Source organism: Mycobacterium toneyamaense (assembly GCF_055384815.1).
In genome coordinates, this window is record NZ_AP040333.1 from 2,767,275 (window position 1) to 2,782,360 (window position 15,086).

The window sequence follows — 15,086 nt, forward strand, 5'->3', positions numbered from 1 at the left end:
GTCTACAGCGGCCGCACCAGCACGTAGTCGCTCTCGGTCCGGGCGCAGAGCTGAAACGTCTTGGTGCCGGTGACCTCGAAGCCGTGCTTGCGGTAAAAGCGTTGGGCGCGTTCGTTTTCCTGATTGACGCCCAGCCAGACGCAGCGGGCGCCGAGCTCCCGCGCGCAGGCGACCGACGCGTCCATGAGCGTTGCCGCGACGTCTCCGCCGTGGACGTCGGGCAGCACGTAGCACTTGGACAGTTCGACGGCCGGTCGCTCCGGCACCGCGCGTTGCACGTCGGCGTCATCGGCCACACCGCGAATCAGCATGGTGTAGCCCAGGATTCGCGCGTCGTCGTGCGCGACGAACACGGCACGGTCGGGATCGCGCAGGTACTCGCCGAACCTCTCGGCGGACAGCTGCGCGGCGATGAAGGCTGCGATGTTCTCCGGCGTCGACGAGGGCGGGCAGGCCAACGGGAACGTCGCGGCGGCCACCTCGGCGAGTTCGGCCAGATCGTCGGCCTGCGCCTGCCGCACCTGCACCGTCATCGGGGTCTCCTTGTCCACGAACAGAAACTGCCCCTGTCCTCGAGGGGCAGGGGCAGTTTATGTCCGATTGTCGGAGCCTCAGGGCAGCTGGTCACCCGGCTGCCAGATGTTCCACTGCGCGAGGTGCGTACCGGTGGCCGGGTTGAGCATGACCACGTTGGTCACCAGACCGCGGTAGACGTCCCAGTAGACGACGTCGTCGACGGTGGCGCCCGCGGGCGCGCTCAGCAGCTTGAGCTCCAGCGCGTTGGGATCGTCGGTGTGCTTGGAGGCGTAGGCGTCGGCGTAGGGGGTGACACCGCTGAAGGTGACCCCGGTGGCCATCCAGTGCGGGTTGGGTGTCGAGATGACGTGCACGGTGACGTCGGCCTTCCAGGGGCCACCCTGGTTGCGCCAGCGCGGCGAGCCGTTCCAGGTCCAGCCCGGCGGCTCGTCCGACGGCAACACGTTGTGGACGGTGACGTCCGCGACGAGGCCCTTGTAGTCGACGCGGAGGGTCTGGCCGAGGTTGCCGATACTGGTCTCGGCTGCCGCCGAGGGCGCCAGCGTGGCCGCCAGCAGGGTCAACGCACCGAGCAAACCCGCCAGCCAGCGGTAGGTCCTGTTGCCGTTCACGCCCGTGCTCATCGCGTCCTCTCTCGTTACAACTGCATCGCATGATGGCACACCGCCATCACGGCCTCGCAGGAATGGAGCAGATCTCGCCGGTTCGTCCCTGTCAGTGGACACTCACGCCGGCCCGGACTCTTCCGCTACCGACTGCTGCGCGGCGACGAAGTCGGTGAGCATCTTGTCGAGCTCGGCTTCGAGGCGGCTCTTGTCGACGCCGAGGCGGTGCAACGGGCCGTCGGCGTCCTCGGATTCGAGCAGCGCCAGGAGGATGTGTTCGGTCCCGATGTAGTTGTGCCCCAGGCGAAGTGCCTCGCGGAAGGTCAGTTCGAGCACCTTCTTGGCGGCGCCGTCGAATGGGATCAGGGCCTTGGGTTCGGCGGTGCCGACGGGTACGGCGGCGGCCGTGCGGATCTGGTCGGCGGTGATGCCCTGATTGCTCAGCAGGACCATGGCCAGTGACCCGGGGTCGGTCAGCAGTCCCAGCAACAGATGGTCGGGGGTGATCTCGGTGCTGCGCGAGGTGTGCGCGGCTTGCTGGGCTTCGACGACAGCGGTGCGGGCGCGCGGGGTGAACCGGCTGAATCCGTCCTTGGGATCCATGGTGTCGAGTCGGGGTTCCTTGGGGACGAAGCGTTTCTGCGCGGCCTGCTTGGTGACGCCCATGCTGCTGCCGATGTCGGTCCACGACGCCCCCGAACGGCGTGCCTGGTCGACGAAGTGGCCGATGAGATGGTCGGCGATGTCGCCGAGATGCTCGGCCGCGAGCATCGCGTCGGTGAGTTGGTCGAGCGGTTCGGTGTGCACCTTCTTGATCGCCTCGATGAGGTCGTCGAGACGGATGGTGCCGGCAATCGGATTGGGAGTGGAGGTGTGTGCGGATTCAGCAGATGTAGCCATGCGTCAACCGTAGGTTGACGAGGAGAAATCGTCAACCACAAGTTGACGAAGTTACGAGTGTCGCAGGGTGTCCCAGTCGTGCTCGGTTTCCAGCTGCTCGATCGCCTTGGCGGTGCGCTCTTTGAGCACGATGGTCACCGTCAGGGCCAGCAGGCCGCCCACCAGCAACGCAACCCAGGAGAACCGGGCCAGCCACTTCTCGGCGGCCACACCGAGGTAATAGACGACGGCCGTGGTGCCGCAGGCCCACACGATGCCGCCGGCGGCGTTGGCGGCCAGGAAGCGCGAGTAATGCATCTTGAGCGCGCCGGCCAGCGGGCCGGCGAAGATGCGCAGCAGCGCGACGAAGCGGCCGAAGAACACGGCCCAGACGCCCCAGCGGCTGAAGAGCCGGCGGGCGAGTGCGACGTGGCCGGGGCCGAAGTGTTTGGGGAACCGGCGGCCCAGGCGTTCGAACAGCGACATGCCGAAGCGGCGGCCGATGCTGTATCCGATCGAGTCGCCGATGATGGCGCCGGCGGCGGCGGACAGTCCGACGCCCACCGGGTCGATGTCCAGCGTGTGCCGGGACGACATGACGGCGGCCGTGACCAGAATGATCTCGCCCGGCAGGGGAATGCCCAGGCTTTCGAGCCCGATCACGAGCCCGACCACGAGATACACCGCCAGCGGCGGGATCGATTGCAGCAGCGCGTCGACGTCCATGCCGCTAAGGATGCACTACTACGGCGTGGCTGGCGGTGCAGGCGCCGCTGGTGCGGGCGCGGGTGCCGGCGCGGGAGCACCACCGCCTCCGCCGAGGGTGCCGAGGATCGCGATCGCGGCGCGGGCCTGCGGCGAAATGTTGGGTCCCGGTCCGGCGGAGTCCGGTGCCGCGTCGGTGACGTGCCAGGACCGGCAGCCGCTGGTCTTGAACGCCTTGTCGGTCTCATCGATGAGCACGACCTGGGGCTTGGCGGTCATGGCGCTGTCGATGACGTTGTTCTTTGCGTGCGGGTCCACGTTGTTCATCCGGCGCCAGTAGCAGCGCTTGTCGCCGACCGGTCCGGCGGTGGCATAGGTGCCGGGCGCGATGTCCTTGCCGACGATGAACAGTCCGTCACCGTCGATGCTGGTCTTCAGGCCTCCGGCGGGCGCCGCGGGCCCGGGCGGTGCGGGCGTGGGGTCGGCCACGGCAACCGCCGCCGATGCGCCCCAGCTCACCACGGCCAGTGCCGCGGCAGCGGCGATCGACGTCTTTGAGCTCATGAGGTCAAAGTTTAGCTCTTCTAGCTATGTGCGTGGGGCGCATAGTGGCCGAGAAAACAGCGCAGGGCGCGGGCCGTTGCGGCCCACGCCCTGACGATGTGTTGCGCGAAATCAGTGCTGCGGTGCGAAGACGCCGCCGACCAGGCCGACGAGCTGCTGGGTGGTGTACGTGCCGAGCTGACCGGCGCCCTGGTTGTAGTAGGTGCCCGCCGTGCCGGCGGCCTGGTTGTACCACGTGCCGGCCTGGCCCAGGGCCTGCTCGTTCTGGGTGCCGAACGTGCCGATGGCCTGGTTGAGCTGGGTGCCGAACTGGCCGATCTGCTGGATCGGGTTGGTCGGGGTGTTGGTGTCGGCCGATGCCGCGCCCGCGCCGGCGAGCGCGATGACCGCGGCGCCGCCAGCGAGAGCAATCGATCCTGCGATGCGAGTGGTGATGTTAGCCATGATTGGTGTCCCTCCTGGAGCGAAACTCGCTTACAGCAAACATTTGTAGTCCACATTCGGGCATTGCGCAACCAATTGAGCGAACTTTGCTGAAATGTTGATGTAACAGATTTGGATTTGCTGACTGAAAGTACGAGTCGGCCCGCCTGTTGCCTGATGGGGCTGGTGTGGCACGGGGCGGATTCACTCGGCCGATCGCGGAGATTTGGGCGGCAAGTGATGTGAACTGCGCTGATGCCGGTGTCGTTACGTCAATTGAGTAGGCGGCCCGCCGACCGGTGCGCGCGGCTGCGCAGGTGTCCGCGGTGAATTAGCTGGCGGATCCGTCAACATCGGCCGATGGCTATTGGTAGCACCGTCCTGAGCTAGTTCATCGAAGGTCGGCAGTAAATCGTTACGCACCGGCTGAGGTAAATCCTTCAGCGTTCACTGTGACAGCGCCTTCGGGGCGTTGAGTGGTGGTGGGATGCCCTGGCGGAGAGGGCTGCAAACACGTAGGCTATGACTGTCTGACCAAAGGAGTCATAGCTATGGCGGTGGCGTTCACGTCCGACGAGAAGGCGCGCATTGCGGGCACCCTGGTCGATACGGCCGAGCAGCTCTTCGCCGCCCAAGGGCTGAAGAAGACGTCGCTGGATGAACTCGTCCGGCCGGCGGGGATCGCCAAGGGCAGTTTCTACGCGTTCTTCGACTCGAAGGAGTCGCTCTATCTCGAGGTGATGCTGCGGCGGGCGCCCCGGATGGGAGCTCGGCTCAGAGAGGTGCTGGGTCGGTCGGTCGACGAGGAGAACCTCGTCTGCCTCATGCGTGCCATCACTGATGTGCTCGTCGACGATCCGTTCTATCGGAGGCTGCTGACGCATGCCGACGAGCTGACGGCGGTCAGCCGCCGCGTCGGGCCCGAGCAACTCGCGCGCGTCATGCCGCAGATCGTCAGCCCGGTGCTCGATTACCTCGCGGCCGGCCAGCGGGATGGCGTCTTGGTCGACGACATCGCCCCGGACACCCTGCTGGGCGTCATCCGGACCGTCGGTCTGCTGGTGATGAACCGTGACCGGTTCGGCGCCGGCTACGACGACGTGCTCGAGGCGACCATCCGAACTCTGGCGAGGGGAATGCTGCGATGAAGCTCTTGGACAAGTACGCCCGCGCCGCGGGCATGAGCGACGAGGCCTGGCGGCGCCACGCCAACCCATGGAGCGTGTGGACGCGATTCGCCGCCATCCCGCTGATGATGCTCGCGATCTGGAGTCGCGTCTGGATCGGCTGGTGGGCCCTGGTGCCCGTCGGCGTGGTCATCGCGTGGTTGTGGTGGAACCCGCACGCGTTCGCGCCCGTCGACAAGCCGGTCGCCTGGTCCTCCCGCGGCATCTACGGCGAGCGGCTGTGGATGCAGGACCGGTCGCAGATGCCGGCGGGATTCGCTGTCGTCCAAAGAATTTGGGTCGCCGGCGCGGTGACCGGTGCCGTGTTGCTGACGTGGGGGCTCGGCGCGCTGCTCATCTGGCCGACCGTGTTCGGCGCCGTCCTGGTGGTGTACGGGCAGCTCTGGCGGATCGACCGGCTGGGCATCTTCTACGACGAGGTGGCCGCCGGTCGGTGACCGGACTCTGTTATCTCGTTTCGGCATCGTGTGGGGGAGCGCTGCGCGAGAATATGTCGATGCGCGAGTTCAGCGAAGAGCGAGCGATCGACGACGTCGTGGCACGCCTGGCGGCGCGCTATCCGGCCCTTGATCCCGCGCAGATTGCCACCGCGGTTCGGCGTGCGCATGAAGGCTTTGCGTCCTGCACGGTGCGGGACTTTGTGCCACTTCTTGTCGAGCGGCACGTCCGTGAAGAACTGGATGAAGGCCTGCGGGCCGCCGCGGTCTGAGCCCGCGGCGGCGGGCTCCGCTCAGCCCTCGCAGGCGATGCCGTCGTTGTCGCGGTCCTGGGACGCCTTGTAGTCGGGATCGCCCTGCGGAATGTTGTACCGACCGTCGGCATGAGCTGCCGAACAGTTCTTGTATCCGGATGCCTGCGCGACGGGGGCGATGGCCACGCCGGCAGAGGTGATCAGGGCAGCAACGATCAACGCACGCAACATTTCGACCTCGGAGAGTTAGCTCGGTTCGGCAATATGCCGATATTGCGAGCTGGACGTTACAGCCATCATCACTGGCCTGTACGTGGATTCGAGGAAAAACAGCGCGATGGTACGAATATATTGCGGGTTGCTGGGTGCGGGTAAAAGAAAGGCCCGATTCGAAAACCGGGCCTGTCGTGAAACTCTGGTGCGCGATACTGGGATTGAACCAGTGACCTCTTCCGTGTCAGGGAAGCGCTCTCCCGCTGAGCTAATCGCGCCGGGTTGAAACTCTTGGAGGTGGAGACGGGAATCGAACCCGTGTGCACGGCTTTGCAGGCCGTTGCCTCACCACTCGGCCACTCCACCACTGGGGCTGATGCCATTCGCACCTTCGAGCGGATGACGGGATTCGAACCCGCGACCCTCACCTTGGCAAGGTGATGCGCTACCAACTGCGCTACATCCGCGTTTCGCTCCGGTTGAACTTTGTTCGTCCGTTGCGATGCAAGACATTAGTGCACGAATGCGAGCAGATACAAATCGCGTGAAAACCGCTGGTAAACGGCCTGGTTCGCAGAGGTGACGGCGTCTTGGCCGGTGTTTCGGGCGTTGTGTCCCGTGACTCCTGAGGCGGCGTGGTGGTGGGTTCGGTCGGTCCCGGCGGGCGTGGTCCGGCGTCGGCGGGACGCGATTCCCGTTCGGGTCGCGGGACGTGTTAGTGTCTGTCGTCGCACCGATCCGGTCGGTGAGATTCCCCGGTCTCGTAGCTCAGGGGGAGAGCGTCCGCCTCACACGCGGAAGGTCACTGGTTCGATCCCAGTCGGGACCACCACACAATCCCACCGTCACGCATCGTCGGGCATGACGGTTTCCCATTGCCCGAACTGCTGCAGATTCACACTGACGGCCAGCTTGATCGAGGCGGCATTGTCCAGCCGGCATCGGTATTGCGGCTCGAATCCCTGCGTGAGCGCGTAGCGAAACATCTCACGTACCAACGTGTTTGCGTGTCCTCGGCCTCGTGCGGAGTCCAGAGTCAGTACTCCGATGTCGGCCAGCGGAACCACGTCGTCCCACGGGTACATGCTGCCGATGCTGGCGAGGCGCCCGTGTCCGTCGAATGCGCCGAACACGGCCCAGTGGTCGAGCTCGACGTACGCCTCGTCCCAGTCCCGTTCCGGCACAGCCGCTTTGAACGACGCAAAGATGTCGGCGTCGCGATCGGTCAGTGGGCGGACGTTTGCTGATCCGGTGTCGCGGAGAATGTCGTCGGCCGCCGATTCTGAGAGATAAAACACATTGTCGGCGCCGTTCAGCATGACGCCCCGGGTGGCCAGTGTGGCTCTGATGTCGGCCTCGGTCGGATTGCCGAGTGCGGCAATGTCATTGGTCAGCGCGTCGGCGACAGCGGGGCTCACGGCGATCGACACCAGGTCGTCGTCGGCCGTCCGCAGGATCGCGGCGCGATCGTCGTGGGCGCGGTCGGGGTTGACGGTGATCGTCAGATGTTCGTTGGTGTGCAACGTTTTTCCGCTGAATGCGGCGGCCCAGTAGTCGGTGATGACCGGCGAGAAGTCGGACACGGCTGAACTCCCGGGGGCGCTGGCGGGTTGACCTGGACAAGTCGCATCTTTCAGAGCCTTCGCTCGATCGGCAACGCATTTTCTCGGACTGCGGCACCCGCCTGCTAGCCTTAATGAATATAGTTTTCATTATCGTTAACGGGGCGGGGGATGCGTGATGGCAATGCCGGTGTGGATGGCGTCGCCGCCGGAGGTGCATTCGGCACTGCTCAGCAGCGGTCCGGGTCCGGGTCCATTGCTCGCGGCCGCCGCCGAATGGTCCTCGCTCGGCGCGACCTACACGGCAGTCGCCGAGGAGCTTCGGGCCGTCCTCGCGGCTACGCACGCGGGAGCGTGGCAGGGGCCGACCGTCGAGAGATATGTGGCCGCACACGTTCCGTATCTGGAGTGGCTGACCCAGAGCGGCCTGGAAAGCCACGCCCGCGCAGCCCGACATGAGGCCGTCGCCGGCGCCTACAGCGCCGCGTTGGCCACGATGCCCACACTCGCCGAACTGGCCGCCAACCACGCCACGCAGGCAGCACTGGTGGCCACAAACTTCTTTGGTATCAACACGATTCCCATCGCGGTCACCGAAGCCGACTACGTCCGCATGTGGGTACAGGCCGCGACCGCGATGGCGACGTACGAAGCCGTTTCTGAGGTGGCAACGACATCCGCGCCGCACTCCACGCCCGCACCGCAGATCGTGGCGCACGACGACCACGATCACGACCACGACCATGACCATGACCACGACCATGGCCACGGCGATCTGGACCCGACCGATCTGGAATGGTGGTTCGACGTCGGCGCCGAGATGGGCGAGCACCTCGAACTGTTGTGGAACAACTTGCTGACCGACCCCGCCGCGCTGCTGACCAATCTGCCGATGGTGTTGGCGGACGTGACTTTCCATGCCTCTCAACTGGCTTCGGTGCTGGGCCAGTTCGCGCCGGCGTTGATTCAGCCGGCACTTGGCCTGGCGATCGCCAACCTCGGTTGGGTGGCCGGTTTCGCGGGGCTGGCGGGCATCCAGGTGCCCCCGACGGCGATCGGTGCGGAGCCGCTGCCCGCGGCGCAGGAAACGCCCATGCCCGCCATCGCCACGGCCCCGACGCCGAGTCCGGTGTCAACGGCCGCCCCCGCGTCCGGCCCGGCAAGTGCCTCTGCACCGGCGCCGACCGGCACGGTGTCGTCGCCCGCCACACCGGCACCCAGTGCACCGCCGCCAGTGGGCGACCCCGGCTTCCCGTATGCGGTCGGTGACGGTTCGGGAATCGGCGCGAGCGCGTGGCTTCAGCGTCAGACGCGTGTCGACGCCGCCGCGTCGGCGCGGGAGTCCGCGACGGCCCGAGAAGCCTCGGCTGCTGCGGCGGCGGCCCGGCAGGCGCGCCGACGCCAACAAGAAGGTGACGCTGTCGAATATATGGACCTCGACGTCGCCCCGGAATGGGCATCCGGCGCATCGGACAGCGGCGCCGGCCCTATGGGGTTCACCGGAGCCGTATCGAGGGCGGGAACGACCCCGGCCGGATTGACGGCGGTGCCCGGCGACCAGTTCGGCGACGGCGCGCGTGCGCCGATGCTGCCGAGCACCTGGAGTCCCGATCACGCCGACTGACGGTCAGGCTGACACCCAGCCGCCCCACTCCTCACCGCGGAACACCCGACCATCGTCAATATCGAAGTGCCGCAGGAAGATTTGCAGGGCCGGCTGCATCTGGAAATGCAGGTCCGTCATGGCTTGCGCGATCTCGGGCGTCATCGGATCGTGGTCGGGCGGCTTCTGCGCCGGGATCAGGCCCAGCGTCAGCGCCATTTCGATCTGGTAGAAGGTGAAGTCGCCGTACGGCCGTTTGGGGTCGGCGCCGGGGATGTCCTCGTCGTCGTAGGGATCCGACAGCTCCCAGCTCATTCGCGCGAGTAGGGCGCGGTGTCGGTCGGTGAAGTCGAAGTCCGCTTCGTCGGTCAGCTGCGCGACAAACGGCGAATATCCGATATCGGCCGGGGGTCGCCGATATCGATACGTGCCGGTCGCGCACCCGCCGTGGGCAGCTGCAATCCGCAGCAGGTGCAGATCGTCGGGCTCAGGTTCCCAGCCCGGCGGGAAGCACGGCGCACCGGCCTCGGTGCCGTCCCAGCCGACCACAACGCGGCGAAGCCGTTCCGTATGGTCTGTGTTCCAACGGATCTCCATGCGCGTCTAGGCGGATTCGTTCTTCTCGACCTTGTCGGCTGCGGCCAATGCGTTCAGCTGGTTCTGCAGCAGCTGCATCGAGGTGCGCGCGTAGATCATCTGGCTGGTGATCGCCATCTGCGCGCGCCCGCGGCCCAGGAAGGTGACGAACCAGGTGAACAGTGTCGTCACGCGGTTCTTGTATCCCACCAGATAGACCAGGTGCAGCACCAGCCACGACAGCCACGCGAACGGTCCGGCGAATTCCAGCTTCTTCTTGGTCAACGGCACCGGCACTTGGGCGACCGCGTCGAACCGCGACACGGTCGCCATGCTGCCCTTGTCCCAGTACTTGAAGGGCTCGCGGTTGGCCGGGTCGTCCTGGCCGGCCAGGGACCGCTTGATGATGTCGGCGGCGTAGGTGGCGCCCTGGATCGCACCCTGCGCCATGCCCGGCACGCCTGGGACGGCCATGAGATCGCCGATGACGAAGACGTTCGGGTGCCCCTTGACCGTGAGGTCGGGTTCGACCACGACGCGCCCGGCCCGGTCGGTCTCGGTGCCGTCGGACTGCTCGGCGATGAGCTTGCCCAGCGGGCTCGCCTGCACACCGGCCGACCAGACCTTGCAGGCGCAGTCGATGCGGCGCTCGGTGCCGTCCTTGTCCTTGACGGTGATGCCCTTGTAGTCGACGTCGCTGACCATCGCGTTGAGCTGGATCTCGACGCCGAGCTTCTCCAGGCGTTTCTGCGCCTTGGCGCCGAGCTTGGGACCCATCGGGGGCAGTACCGCGGGCGCGGCGTCCAGCAGGATCACGCGGCAGTCCTGCGGCTTGATGCTGCGGAACGCTCCGGCCAGGGTGCGCTCCGCCAACTCGGCGATCTGCCCGGCCAGTTCGACGCCGGTCGGCCCGGCGCCCACGACGACGAACGTCAGCCGGCGGTCGCGTTCCGCCGGGTCGGTGACCACCTCGGCGGCCTCGAACGCCCCCAGGATGCGACCGCGCAGTTCGAGGGCGTCGTCGATGGTCTTCATACCGGGCGCGAACGTCGCGAAGTGGTCGTTGCCGAAGTAGGACTGCTGGGCGCCGGCCGCGACGATAAGGCTGTCGTACGGCGTGACCGTCACTTGCGACATGAGCTTGGAGGTGACGGTCTGTGCCTTCAGGTCGATGTGCTCGACCTCGCCGAGGCGGACCGTGACGTTCTTCTGCTTGCGCAGGACCAGTCGCGTCGTGGGCGCAATCTCGCCTTCGGACAGGATGCCGGTGGCGACCTGGTACAGCAACGGCTGGAAGAGGTGGGTCGTCGTGCGTGAGATCAAGGTGATGTCGACGTCGGCACGTTTGAGGGCCTTGGCGGCCTGCAGGCCACCGAATCCCGATCCGATGACGACGACGCGATGACGCTGGGACGCGATGGTCATGTGGCTCCTTCGGGCACAACGTAGGACCGAACGACAGGGCCAACATACTGGGAGTTGACGAACTATGGGCGGCAACGGGTTGACCTGCGGTGGAACGCCATTGGCCGGAACACGTTTGCGGGCGGGCTGAGCGGGAATCGCAATAACGATGAACCATTGGCACTACGGCAATTACGCCCCACCGCACCCGATCCCGCCGGCACTGCCGAGAGCGGACCGGGGCGACTTCACGGTGGCCGGGCATTGGCTCCTTGCCAGACTCGGGAAACGGGTATTGCGGCCCGGCGGCATGCATTTGACGCGCGCGTTGCTGGACGATGTGGACGTCAGCAATGCCGATGTCGTCGAATTCGCGCCCGGCATGGGGCGTACCGCGGCCGAGATTCTGGCCCGTGCCCCGCGTTCGTACCTGGGTGTGGAACAGGACCGTGATGCCGCCGACACCGCCGCTCTGGTGGCGGGGCAAGACAATGTGCGGGTCGGCGATGCCGCACATACGGGCTTGCCCGACGGCAGCGCGGATGTGGTGATCGGCGAGTGGCTGCTCACCCTGCACGACGCGGACGCCAAAGAGGCGATCGTCGCGGAAGCCGCGCGGTTGCTGCGCCCGGGTGGTCGCTATGCGGTGCACGAATTGGCGATGGCGCCCGACACCCACGCCGAGGCTGCCGACATCGCGGGTCAGTTGGCCGGCGCCGCGCTGACCAAGATCCGGCCGCTGACGGTGGCAGGGTGGGAGCAACTGCTGGCGGATGCGGGGCTGACGGTCGAGCGGGTGCGGATCGCGCGCGCCTCACCGCTGGCGCTGCGACGCCAGATCGCCGACGAAGGTGTCTGGGGCGCAATCCGTTTCGTCGCGAAGCTCGCGGGGCATCCGGAAGCCCGTCGCCGGGTCAGGCAGTTGCGGGTGTCCTATGCACGACATCGCGCGCATCTGGCGGCCGTTGGGCTGGTTGCCTACAAACCGGCCGGCTAGCGGGCAGCCGGCAGCTCGATGCCCATCTGCTGCAAGGCTTTTCGCATGGAGCTGTCGCCGCGGTCCAGGTAGCCGCTCAGCTGGTCGAGCGACGCGTCCGCCGTGCCCGGCGTCATCATCGTGCAGACGCGGGCGAACGACCGGAAGTTGTCGATGCTGTCCTGCAACGACGAGTTGACGTCCGCGTCGGGAGTCGGCAGATTCTTGCTGAGATCGTCCAACGTGCCTTGCAGTTTCGTGCAATCCCGCGACATGGCGACGAAGTCGTGCGCGGTCATGGCTTCCCCGACCGTGCCGAGCGTGCCGCCCAGGCTGGAAACCGAATCGGTGATGGGGCGTTGCCACTTGAGGTCACCTGGCGCGCCGGCCTGTCCCGGCACGGTCTGCGTGCAGGCACTGAGCAGTACGCCTGCCACTGCGAGTGCCGCGATTCGACGCATATAGCCAGCGTAGGCGAGTTGGTGGTCGCATGAGAGTCTGGCTGCATGAGACGCACAGTGTTCGCGGCGGCGTCGGTGCTGGTCGTGGCGGTGGTGGCAGCATGCAGCTCGCCGCAGGAGAAATCCACGCCGAAGGCGCTGACGGTGTGCAGCACCGGCGATTATCGCCCGTTCACCTACCGTGACGCCGCCGGCGAGTGGAGCGGCATGGACATCGATCTGGTCCGGGATTTCGCCCGAGAATCCGGTGTGGACCTGCATCTGGTGCCCACCACCTGGCCGACGCTCATGGCCGACCTGGGGCAGAAATGTGAACTGGCGGTCGGAGGCATCAGCGTCACCGCAGACCGGGCCGCCAAGGCGCTGTTCTCCGACCCGTATCTACGCGACGGTAAAGCTGCGATAGTGCGGTGCGCCGATGCCGCGAAGTACCGCTCGCTATCCGACATCGACCGTGGGGGAGTGCGAGTGGTCGCAAATCCCGGCGGTACCAATGAACAATTCGACCGCGCCAATCTGCAACACGCCACCATCATCGAATATCCGGACAACAACACCATTTTCGATCAGGTCATCGAGGGCAAGGCCGACGTCATGATCACCGACGGCAGCGAAATCCGCTGGCAGGTCACGCAACATCCGCAATTGTGCGGAGTGTCGACAGACCAGCCGTTCACCGTCGCGCAGAAGGCCTACCTGATGCCCAAGGATGCCGTGTCGCTGCAACAGCGAATCAACAAGTGGCTCAGCACTATTCAAGGTGATGGCAGCTACGCGGCGGTCAGCCGCAGGTGGCTGGGTGCGGACATCGGGCCGAAGTAGCCGGCCTAGCGCAGCGCGCCGTTGATGACCGGTTTGTCGATGATGCCCATCTCCACACCCCATTTGGTGGCGATCTCCCGGTATTCACCGGTCTGCATCAGATGTTTGAGCGCCGCCTGCAACGCGGCAGCGAGCGACGAGCCCTTGGCCACCGGCCACCCGTAGGGCTGCGCATCGACGATGCCGCCGGCCGCTTCCAGCTTGCCGCCGCTCAGTTTGATGGCGTAGCCGGTGACGGGCGAGTCGGCGGCCATGGCGTCGACGGTGCCGGCGAGCAGTGCAGCGGTGACGCCGTCCTGGCCGGCGATCGGGACGATCTCGATGGGTGCCACGCCGGCCGCCACGCATGCCGCGCTGCGGGCCGGCAGGTGGTCGGTCTCCTCGACCGAGCCGAGGTGCACGCCCACCCGTAATCCGCACGCCGCGTTGGGATCCACACTCGATCCGGCCCGCCTGGCCCACAGCACGCCGGCCTTGAAGTACGTCACGAAGTCGGCTGACTTCTCCCGCTGTTTGGTGTCGGTGGTCGAGGACGCCCCGACCGAAATGATGCCGTCATGCACCGAAGCGACGATCTTGGAGATGCCGATCTCCCGGAACTCCGGCTCGAGCCCGAGGACCCGGCTCACCGCCGTCATCAGGTCGACGTCGAAGCCCGTGAACTTGCCGTCGGGCGCCTTGAATTCATTTGGCGCATAAGGAATGTTGACTCCGACGACCAGTCGGCCCGAATCCTTGAGATCGGCAGGTAGCTTGGCGGCGATCGACGGCACCGAACCCGACGGCCCGACCTGGTGTTGCCGGGACCAGTAGAGCCATGCCGTTCCCGCGCCGGCGGCCAGCACGATCACCGCGCCGACCGCGACGACGATCTGCCGGGTGCGGCGCTTCGGTTCGTCGGTCTGCACCGCATGGCGTCCCGAGCCCGTGCGCGTGCCGGTGCGGCCCGATACGCGGACCTGCGCGCTCAGTGCGGCGCGGGCGTCCGCGGCGAGTTCACCGGCGTGCTGGTAGCGCTTGCCGGGTTTCTTGGCCATGCCTTTGGCGATCACGTCGTCGAATGCCGCGAGCCGCCGGTCGACGTCAGAGGGCTTCGGCGCGGGCGCGCTGACGTGCCCGGCGATCTGGTGCTCGAGACTGTCGGCCGGGTACGGCCGCCGGCCGGTGAGGCATTCGTACAGCACGCAGGTCAGTGCGTAGATGTCCGAGCGGGGGTCGGCCTGGCCGCCCTCGAACCGCTCGGGCGCCATGTACGCCAAGGTGCCGAGAGTGCTTCCGGCCGTGGTCAATCCGTGCTCACCGGCGGTGCGGGCGAGGCCGAAGTCGATCAGGTAGGCGAAGTCGTGATCGGTCACCAGGATGTTGGAGGGCTTGATGTCCCGGTGGATCAACCCGGTTCCGTGCGCGGCATCCAAGGCTGCGGCGATCTGCTCGATGATTCGGACGGAGAATTCGGGGCTCGGGCGATGCTCGGTGTCGGCCAGGATCTCGGCGAGGGTGCGGCCTTCGATGAGCCGCATGTCCAGATAGAGCTGGCTGTCGATCTCGCCGTAACCATGAATGGGGACGACGTGCGGCTCGTTGAGGCCCGCGGCGGCCTGCGACTCGCGCTTGAACCGCTCCTGGAACACGGGGTCCTTGGCGAGGTGCGGCGGCAGCACCTTGAGCGCGACGGTGCGCTGGGTATTCGTGTCGTAAGCGACGTAGACCTCGCCCATGCCGCCGCGGCCTATCAGTTCGCGCAGCTCGTACTGCCCGAATCGCGTCGGCTCCACCCAGCACTCCTTGGCGTGTCAGTTTCGTGTGAAAGCTACAACACGTGGTCAGCAGTGGCTGGGTGAATCACAGTCAGGTCGTCTGGCAGGGGGTGTGCGGGCT

Annotated in this window: 18 protein-coding genes and 4 tRNA genes; 7 read left to right on the plus strand and 15 right to left on the minus strand. The window is 66.4% G+C overall.

Translation table 11 applies throughout. From position 1 onward, the window contains the following. Positions 1-2: 2 nt before the first annotated feature. From ACZ5IQ_RS13375 to ACZ5IQ_RS13400, 6 genes are all read right to left on the minus strand, one after another. A complete protein-coding gene (locus ACZ5IQ_RS13375; protein ID WP_061001725.1) occupies positions 3-533 on the minus strand; it encodes a GNAT family N-acetyltransferase in 531 nt (176 codons plus the stop codon). A 78-nt stretch (positions 534-611) separates the two neighbouring features. Then, the gene (locus tag ACZ5IQ_RS13380; RefSeq protein ID WP_464481351.1) at positions 612-1,160 is read right to left on the minus strand and encodes a hypothetical protein; all 549 of its coding nucleotides are present in this window, start codon (positions 1,158-1,160) and stop codon (positions 612-614) included. A 102-nt stretch (positions 1,161-1,262) separates the two neighbouring features. Continuing rightward, positions 1,263-2,042 carry a Clp protease N-terminal domain-containing protein gene (locus ACZ5IQ_RS13385; RefSeq protein WP_061001718.1) on the minus strand — a complete coding sequence of 260 codons (780 nt, stop codon included), beginning with the start codon at positions 2,040-2,042 and terminating at the stop codon, positions 1,263-1,265. A 51-nt stretch (positions 2,043-2,093) separates the two neighbouring features. Further along, entirely contained in the window at positions 2,094-2,747 is a 654-nt protein-coding gene (locus ACZ5IQ_RS13390) for a DedA family protein (protein WP_061001719.1), read from the minus strand. Positions 2,748-2,765: 18 nt separating this feature from the next. Continuing rightward, a complete protein-coding gene (locus tag ACZ5IQ_RS13395) occupies positions 2,766-3,290 on the minus strand; it encodes a hypothetical protein (RefSeq protein ID WP_061001720.1) in 525 nt (174 codons plus the stop codon). A gap of 111 nt (positions 3,291-3,401) precedes the next feature. Next, positions 3,402-3,734 carry a hypothetical protein gene (locus tag ACZ5IQ_RS13400; protein ID WP_061001721.1) on the minus strand — a complete coding sequence of 111 codons (333 nt, stop codon included), beginning with the start codon at positions 3,732-3,734 and terminating at the stop codon, positions 3,402-3,404. A gap of 530 nt (positions 3,735-4,264) precedes the next feature. On the opposite strand from ACZ5IQ_RS13400, the gene ACZ5IQ_RS13405 reads away from it, so the two are divergent. Genes ACZ5IQ_RS13405 through ACZ5IQ_RS13415 form a run of 3 tightly spaced genes read left to right on the plus strand, consistent with a single transcriptional unit; the run spans position 4,265 to position 5,609 of the window. Further along, positions 4,265-4,861 carry a TetR/AcrR family transcriptional regulator gene (locus ACZ5IQ_RS13405; protein WP_135356915.1) on the plus strand — a complete coding sequence of 199 codons (597 nt, stop codon included), beginning with the start codon at positions 4,265-4,267 and terminating at the stop codon, positions 4,859-4,861. Further along, positions 4,858-5,337: a DUF6653 family protein gene (locus ACZ5IQ_RS13410; RefSeq protein WP_135356916.1), complete on the plus strand. Its 480-nt coding sequence runs from the start codon at positions 4,858-4,860 to the stop codon at positions 5,335-5,337. Before ACZ5IQ_RS13405 ends, ACZ5IQ_RS13410 begins: the two co-directional genes overlap by 4 nt. A 59-nt stretch (positions 5,338-5,396) precedes the next feature. Next, a complete protein-coding gene (locus ACZ5IQ_RS13415) occupies positions 5,397-5,609 on the plus strand; it encodes a three-helix bundle dimerization domain-containing protein (RefSeq protein WP_135356917.1) in 213 nt (70 codons plus the stop codon). A 21-nt stretch (positions 5,610-5,630) separates the two neighbouring features. On the opposite strand, the gene ACZ5IQ_RS13420 is transcribed toward ACZ5IQ_RS13415, so the two are convergent. From ACZ5IQ_RS13420 to ACZ5IQ_RS13435, 4 genes are all read right to left on the minus strand, one after another. Next, a complete protein-coding gene (locus ACZ5IQ_RS13420; RefSeq protein ID WP_135356918.1) occupies positions 5,631-5,822 on the minus strand; it encodes an excalibur calcium-binding domain-containing protein in 192 nt (63 codons plus the stop codon). Positions 5,823-6,007: 185 nt separating this feature from the next. After that, positions 6,008-6,082, minus strand: a tRNA-Val gene (locus tag ACZ5IQ_RS13425). A gap of 14 nt (positions 6,083-6,096) precedes the next feature. Then, a tRNA-Cys gene (locus tag ACZ5IQ_RS13430) sits at positions 6,097-6,170 on the minus strand. A gap of 28 nt (positions 6,171-6,198) precedes the next feature. After that, a tRNA-Gly gene (locus ACZ5IQ_RS13435) sits at positions 6,199-6,271 on the minus strand. A 290-nt stretch (positions 6,272-6,561) separates the two neighbouring features. On the opposite strand from ACZ5IQ_RS13435, the gene ACZ5IQ_RS13440 reads away from it, so the two are divergent. Then, positions 6,562-6,636, plus strand: a tRNA-Val gene (locus ACZ5IQ_RS13440). A gap of 13 nt (positions 6,637-6,649) precedes the next feature. Here ACZ5IQ_RS13440 and ACZ5IQ_RS13445 read toward each other — a convergent pair. Further along, positions 6,650-7,387: a GNAT family N-acetyltransferase gene (locus ACZ5IQ_RS13445; RefSeq protein ID WP_135356919.1), complete on the minus strand. Its 738-nt coding sequence runs from the start codon at positions 7,385-7,387 to the stop codon at positions 6,650-6,652. A 154-nt stretch (positions 7,388-7,541) separates the two neighbouring features. On the opposite strand from ACZ5IQ_RS13445, the gene ACZ5IQ_RS13450 reads away from it, so the two are divergent. Further along, on the plus strand, positions 7,542-8,990 hold the full coding sequence (locus tag ACZ5IQ_RS13450) for a PPE family protein (protein WP_406802369.1): 1,449 nt from the start codon (positions 7,542-7,544) through the stop codon (positions 8,988-8,990). 3 nt (positions 8,991-8,993) lie between these two features. Here ACZ5IQ_RS13450 and ACZ5IQ_RS13455 read toward each other — a convergent pair whose 3' ends face one another. Further along, complete coding sequence (locus tag ACZ5IQ_RS13455) at positions 8,994-9,566, minus strand: hypothetical protein (RefSeq protein WP_406802368.1); 573 nt, start codon at positions 9,564-9,566, stop codon at positions 8,994-8,996. Positions 9,567-9,572: 6 nt separating this feature from the next. Continuing rightward, positions 9,573-10,970 (minus strand): NAD(P)/FAD-dependent oxidoreductase, encoded by a 1,398-nt coding sequence (locus ACZ5IQ_RS13460; RefSeq protein ID WP_135356921.1) that lies wholly within the window; start codon positions 10,968-10,970, stop codon positions 9,573-9,575. A 148-nt stretch (positions 10,971-11,118) separates the two neighbouring features. On the opposite strand from ACZ5IQ_RS13460, the gene ACZ5IQ_RS13465 reads away from it, so the two are divergent. After that, a complete protein-coding gene (locus ACZ5IQ_RS13465) occupies positions 11,119-11,946 on the plus strand; it encodes a class I SAM-dependent methyltransferase (protein WP_135356922.1) in 828 nt (275 codons plus the stop codon). Here ACZ5IQ_RS13465 and ACZ5IQ_RS13470 read toward each other — a convergent pair. Beyond that, positions 11,943-12,386, minus strand: a complete 444-nt coding sequence (locus ACZ5IQ_RS13470; RefSeq protein ID WP_135356923.1) for a hypothetical protein — start codon at positions 12,384-12,386, stop codon at positions 11,943-11,945. The genes ACZ5IQ_RS13465 and ACZ5IQ_RS13470 overlap by 4 nt on opposite strands. Positions 12,387-12,431: 45 nt before the next feature. Here ACZ5IQ_RS13470 and ACZ5IQ_RS13475 point away from each other — a divergent pair, with 45 nt between their 5' ends. Continuing rightward, a complete protein-coding gene (locus tag ACZ5IQ_RS13475) occupies positions 12,432-13,208 on the plus strand; it encodes a transporter substrate-binding domain-containing protein (RefSeq protein WP_135356924.1) in 777 nt (258 codons plus the stop codon). Positions 13,209-13,213: 5 nt separating this feature from the next. Here ACZ5IQ_RS13475 and stpK7 read toward each other — a convergent pair whose 3' ends face one another. Further along, positions 13,214-14,983, minus strand: a complete 1,770-nt coding sequence (stpK7, locus tag ACZ5IQ_RS13480) for a serine/threonine protein kinase StpK7 (RefSeq protein WP_135356925.1) — start codon at positions 14,981-14,983, stop codon at positions 13,214-13,216. Between the last annotated feature and the right edge of the window lie 103 nt (positions 14,984-15,086).

Excerpts from the sequence above, each read along its gene's own strand:
- ACZ5IQ_RS13375 (WP_061001725.1), bottom strand. The coding sequence starts at position 533 with ATGACGGTGCAGGTGCGGCAGGCGCAGGCCGACGATCTGGCCGAACTC.
- ACZ5IQ_RS13465 (WP_135356922.1), top strand. The coding sequence starts at position 11,119 with ATGAACCATTGGCACTACGGCAATTACGCCCCACCGCACCCGATCCCG.
- ACZ5IQ_RS13395 (WP_061001720.1), bottom strand. The coding sequence starts at position 3,290 with ATGAGCTCAAAGACGTCGATCGCCGCTGCCGCGGCACTGGCCGTGGTG.
- ACZ5IQ_RS13385 (WP_061001718.1), bottom strand. The coding sequence starts at position 2,042 with ATGGCTACATCTGCTGAATCCGCACACACCTCCACTCCCAATCCGATT.
- ACZ5IQ_RS13400 (WP_061001721.1), bottom strand. The coding sequence starts at position 3,734 with ATGGCTAACATCACCACTCGCATCGCAGGATCGATTGCTCTCGCTGGC.
- ACZ5IQ_RS13475 (WP_135356924.1), top strand. The coding sequence starts at position 12,432 with ATGAGACGCACAGTGTTCGCGGCGGCGTCGGTGCTGGTCGTGGCGGTG.
- ACZ5IQ_RS13415 (WP_135356917.1), top strand. The coding sequence starts at position 5,397 with ATGCGCGAGTTCAGCGAAGAGCGAGCGATCGACGACGTCGTGGCACGC.
- ACZ5IQ_RS13410 (WP_135356916.1), top strand. The coding sequence starts at position 4,858 with ATGAAGCTCTTGGACAAGTACGCCCGCGCCGCGGGCATGAGCGACGAG.
- ACZ5IQ_RS13405 (WP_135356915.1), top strand. The coding sequence starts at position 4,265 with ATGGCGGTGGCGTTCACGTCCGACGAGAAGGCGCGCATTGCGGGCACC.
- ACZ5IQ_RS13390 (WP_061001719.1), bottom strand. The coding sequence starts at position 2,747 with ATGGACGTCGACGCGCTGCTGCAATCGATCCCGCCGCTGGCGGTGTAT.
- ACZ5IQ_RS13470 (WP_135356923.1), bottom strand. The coding sequence starts at position 12,386 with ATGCGTCGAATCGCGGCACTCGCAGTGGCAGGCGTACTGCTCAGTGCC.
- ACZ5IQ_RS13455 (WP_406802368.1), bottom strand. The coding sequence starts at position 9,566 with ATGGAGATCCGTTGGAACACAGACCATACGGAACGGCTTCGCCGCGTT.
- ACZ5IQ_RS13460 (WP_135356921.1), bottom strand. The coding sequence starts at position 10,970 with ATGACCATCGCGTCCCAGCGTCATCGCGTCGTCGTCATCGGATCGGGA.
- ACZ5IQ_RS13380 (WP_464481351.1), bottom strand. The coding sequence starts at position 1,160 with ATGAGCACGGGCGTGAACGGCAACAGGACCTACCGCTGGCTGGCGGGT.
- ACZ5IQ_RS13420 (WP_135356918.1), bottom strand. The coding sequence starts at position 5,822 with ATGTTGCGTGCGTTGATCGTTGCTGCCCTGATCACCTCTGCCGGCGTG.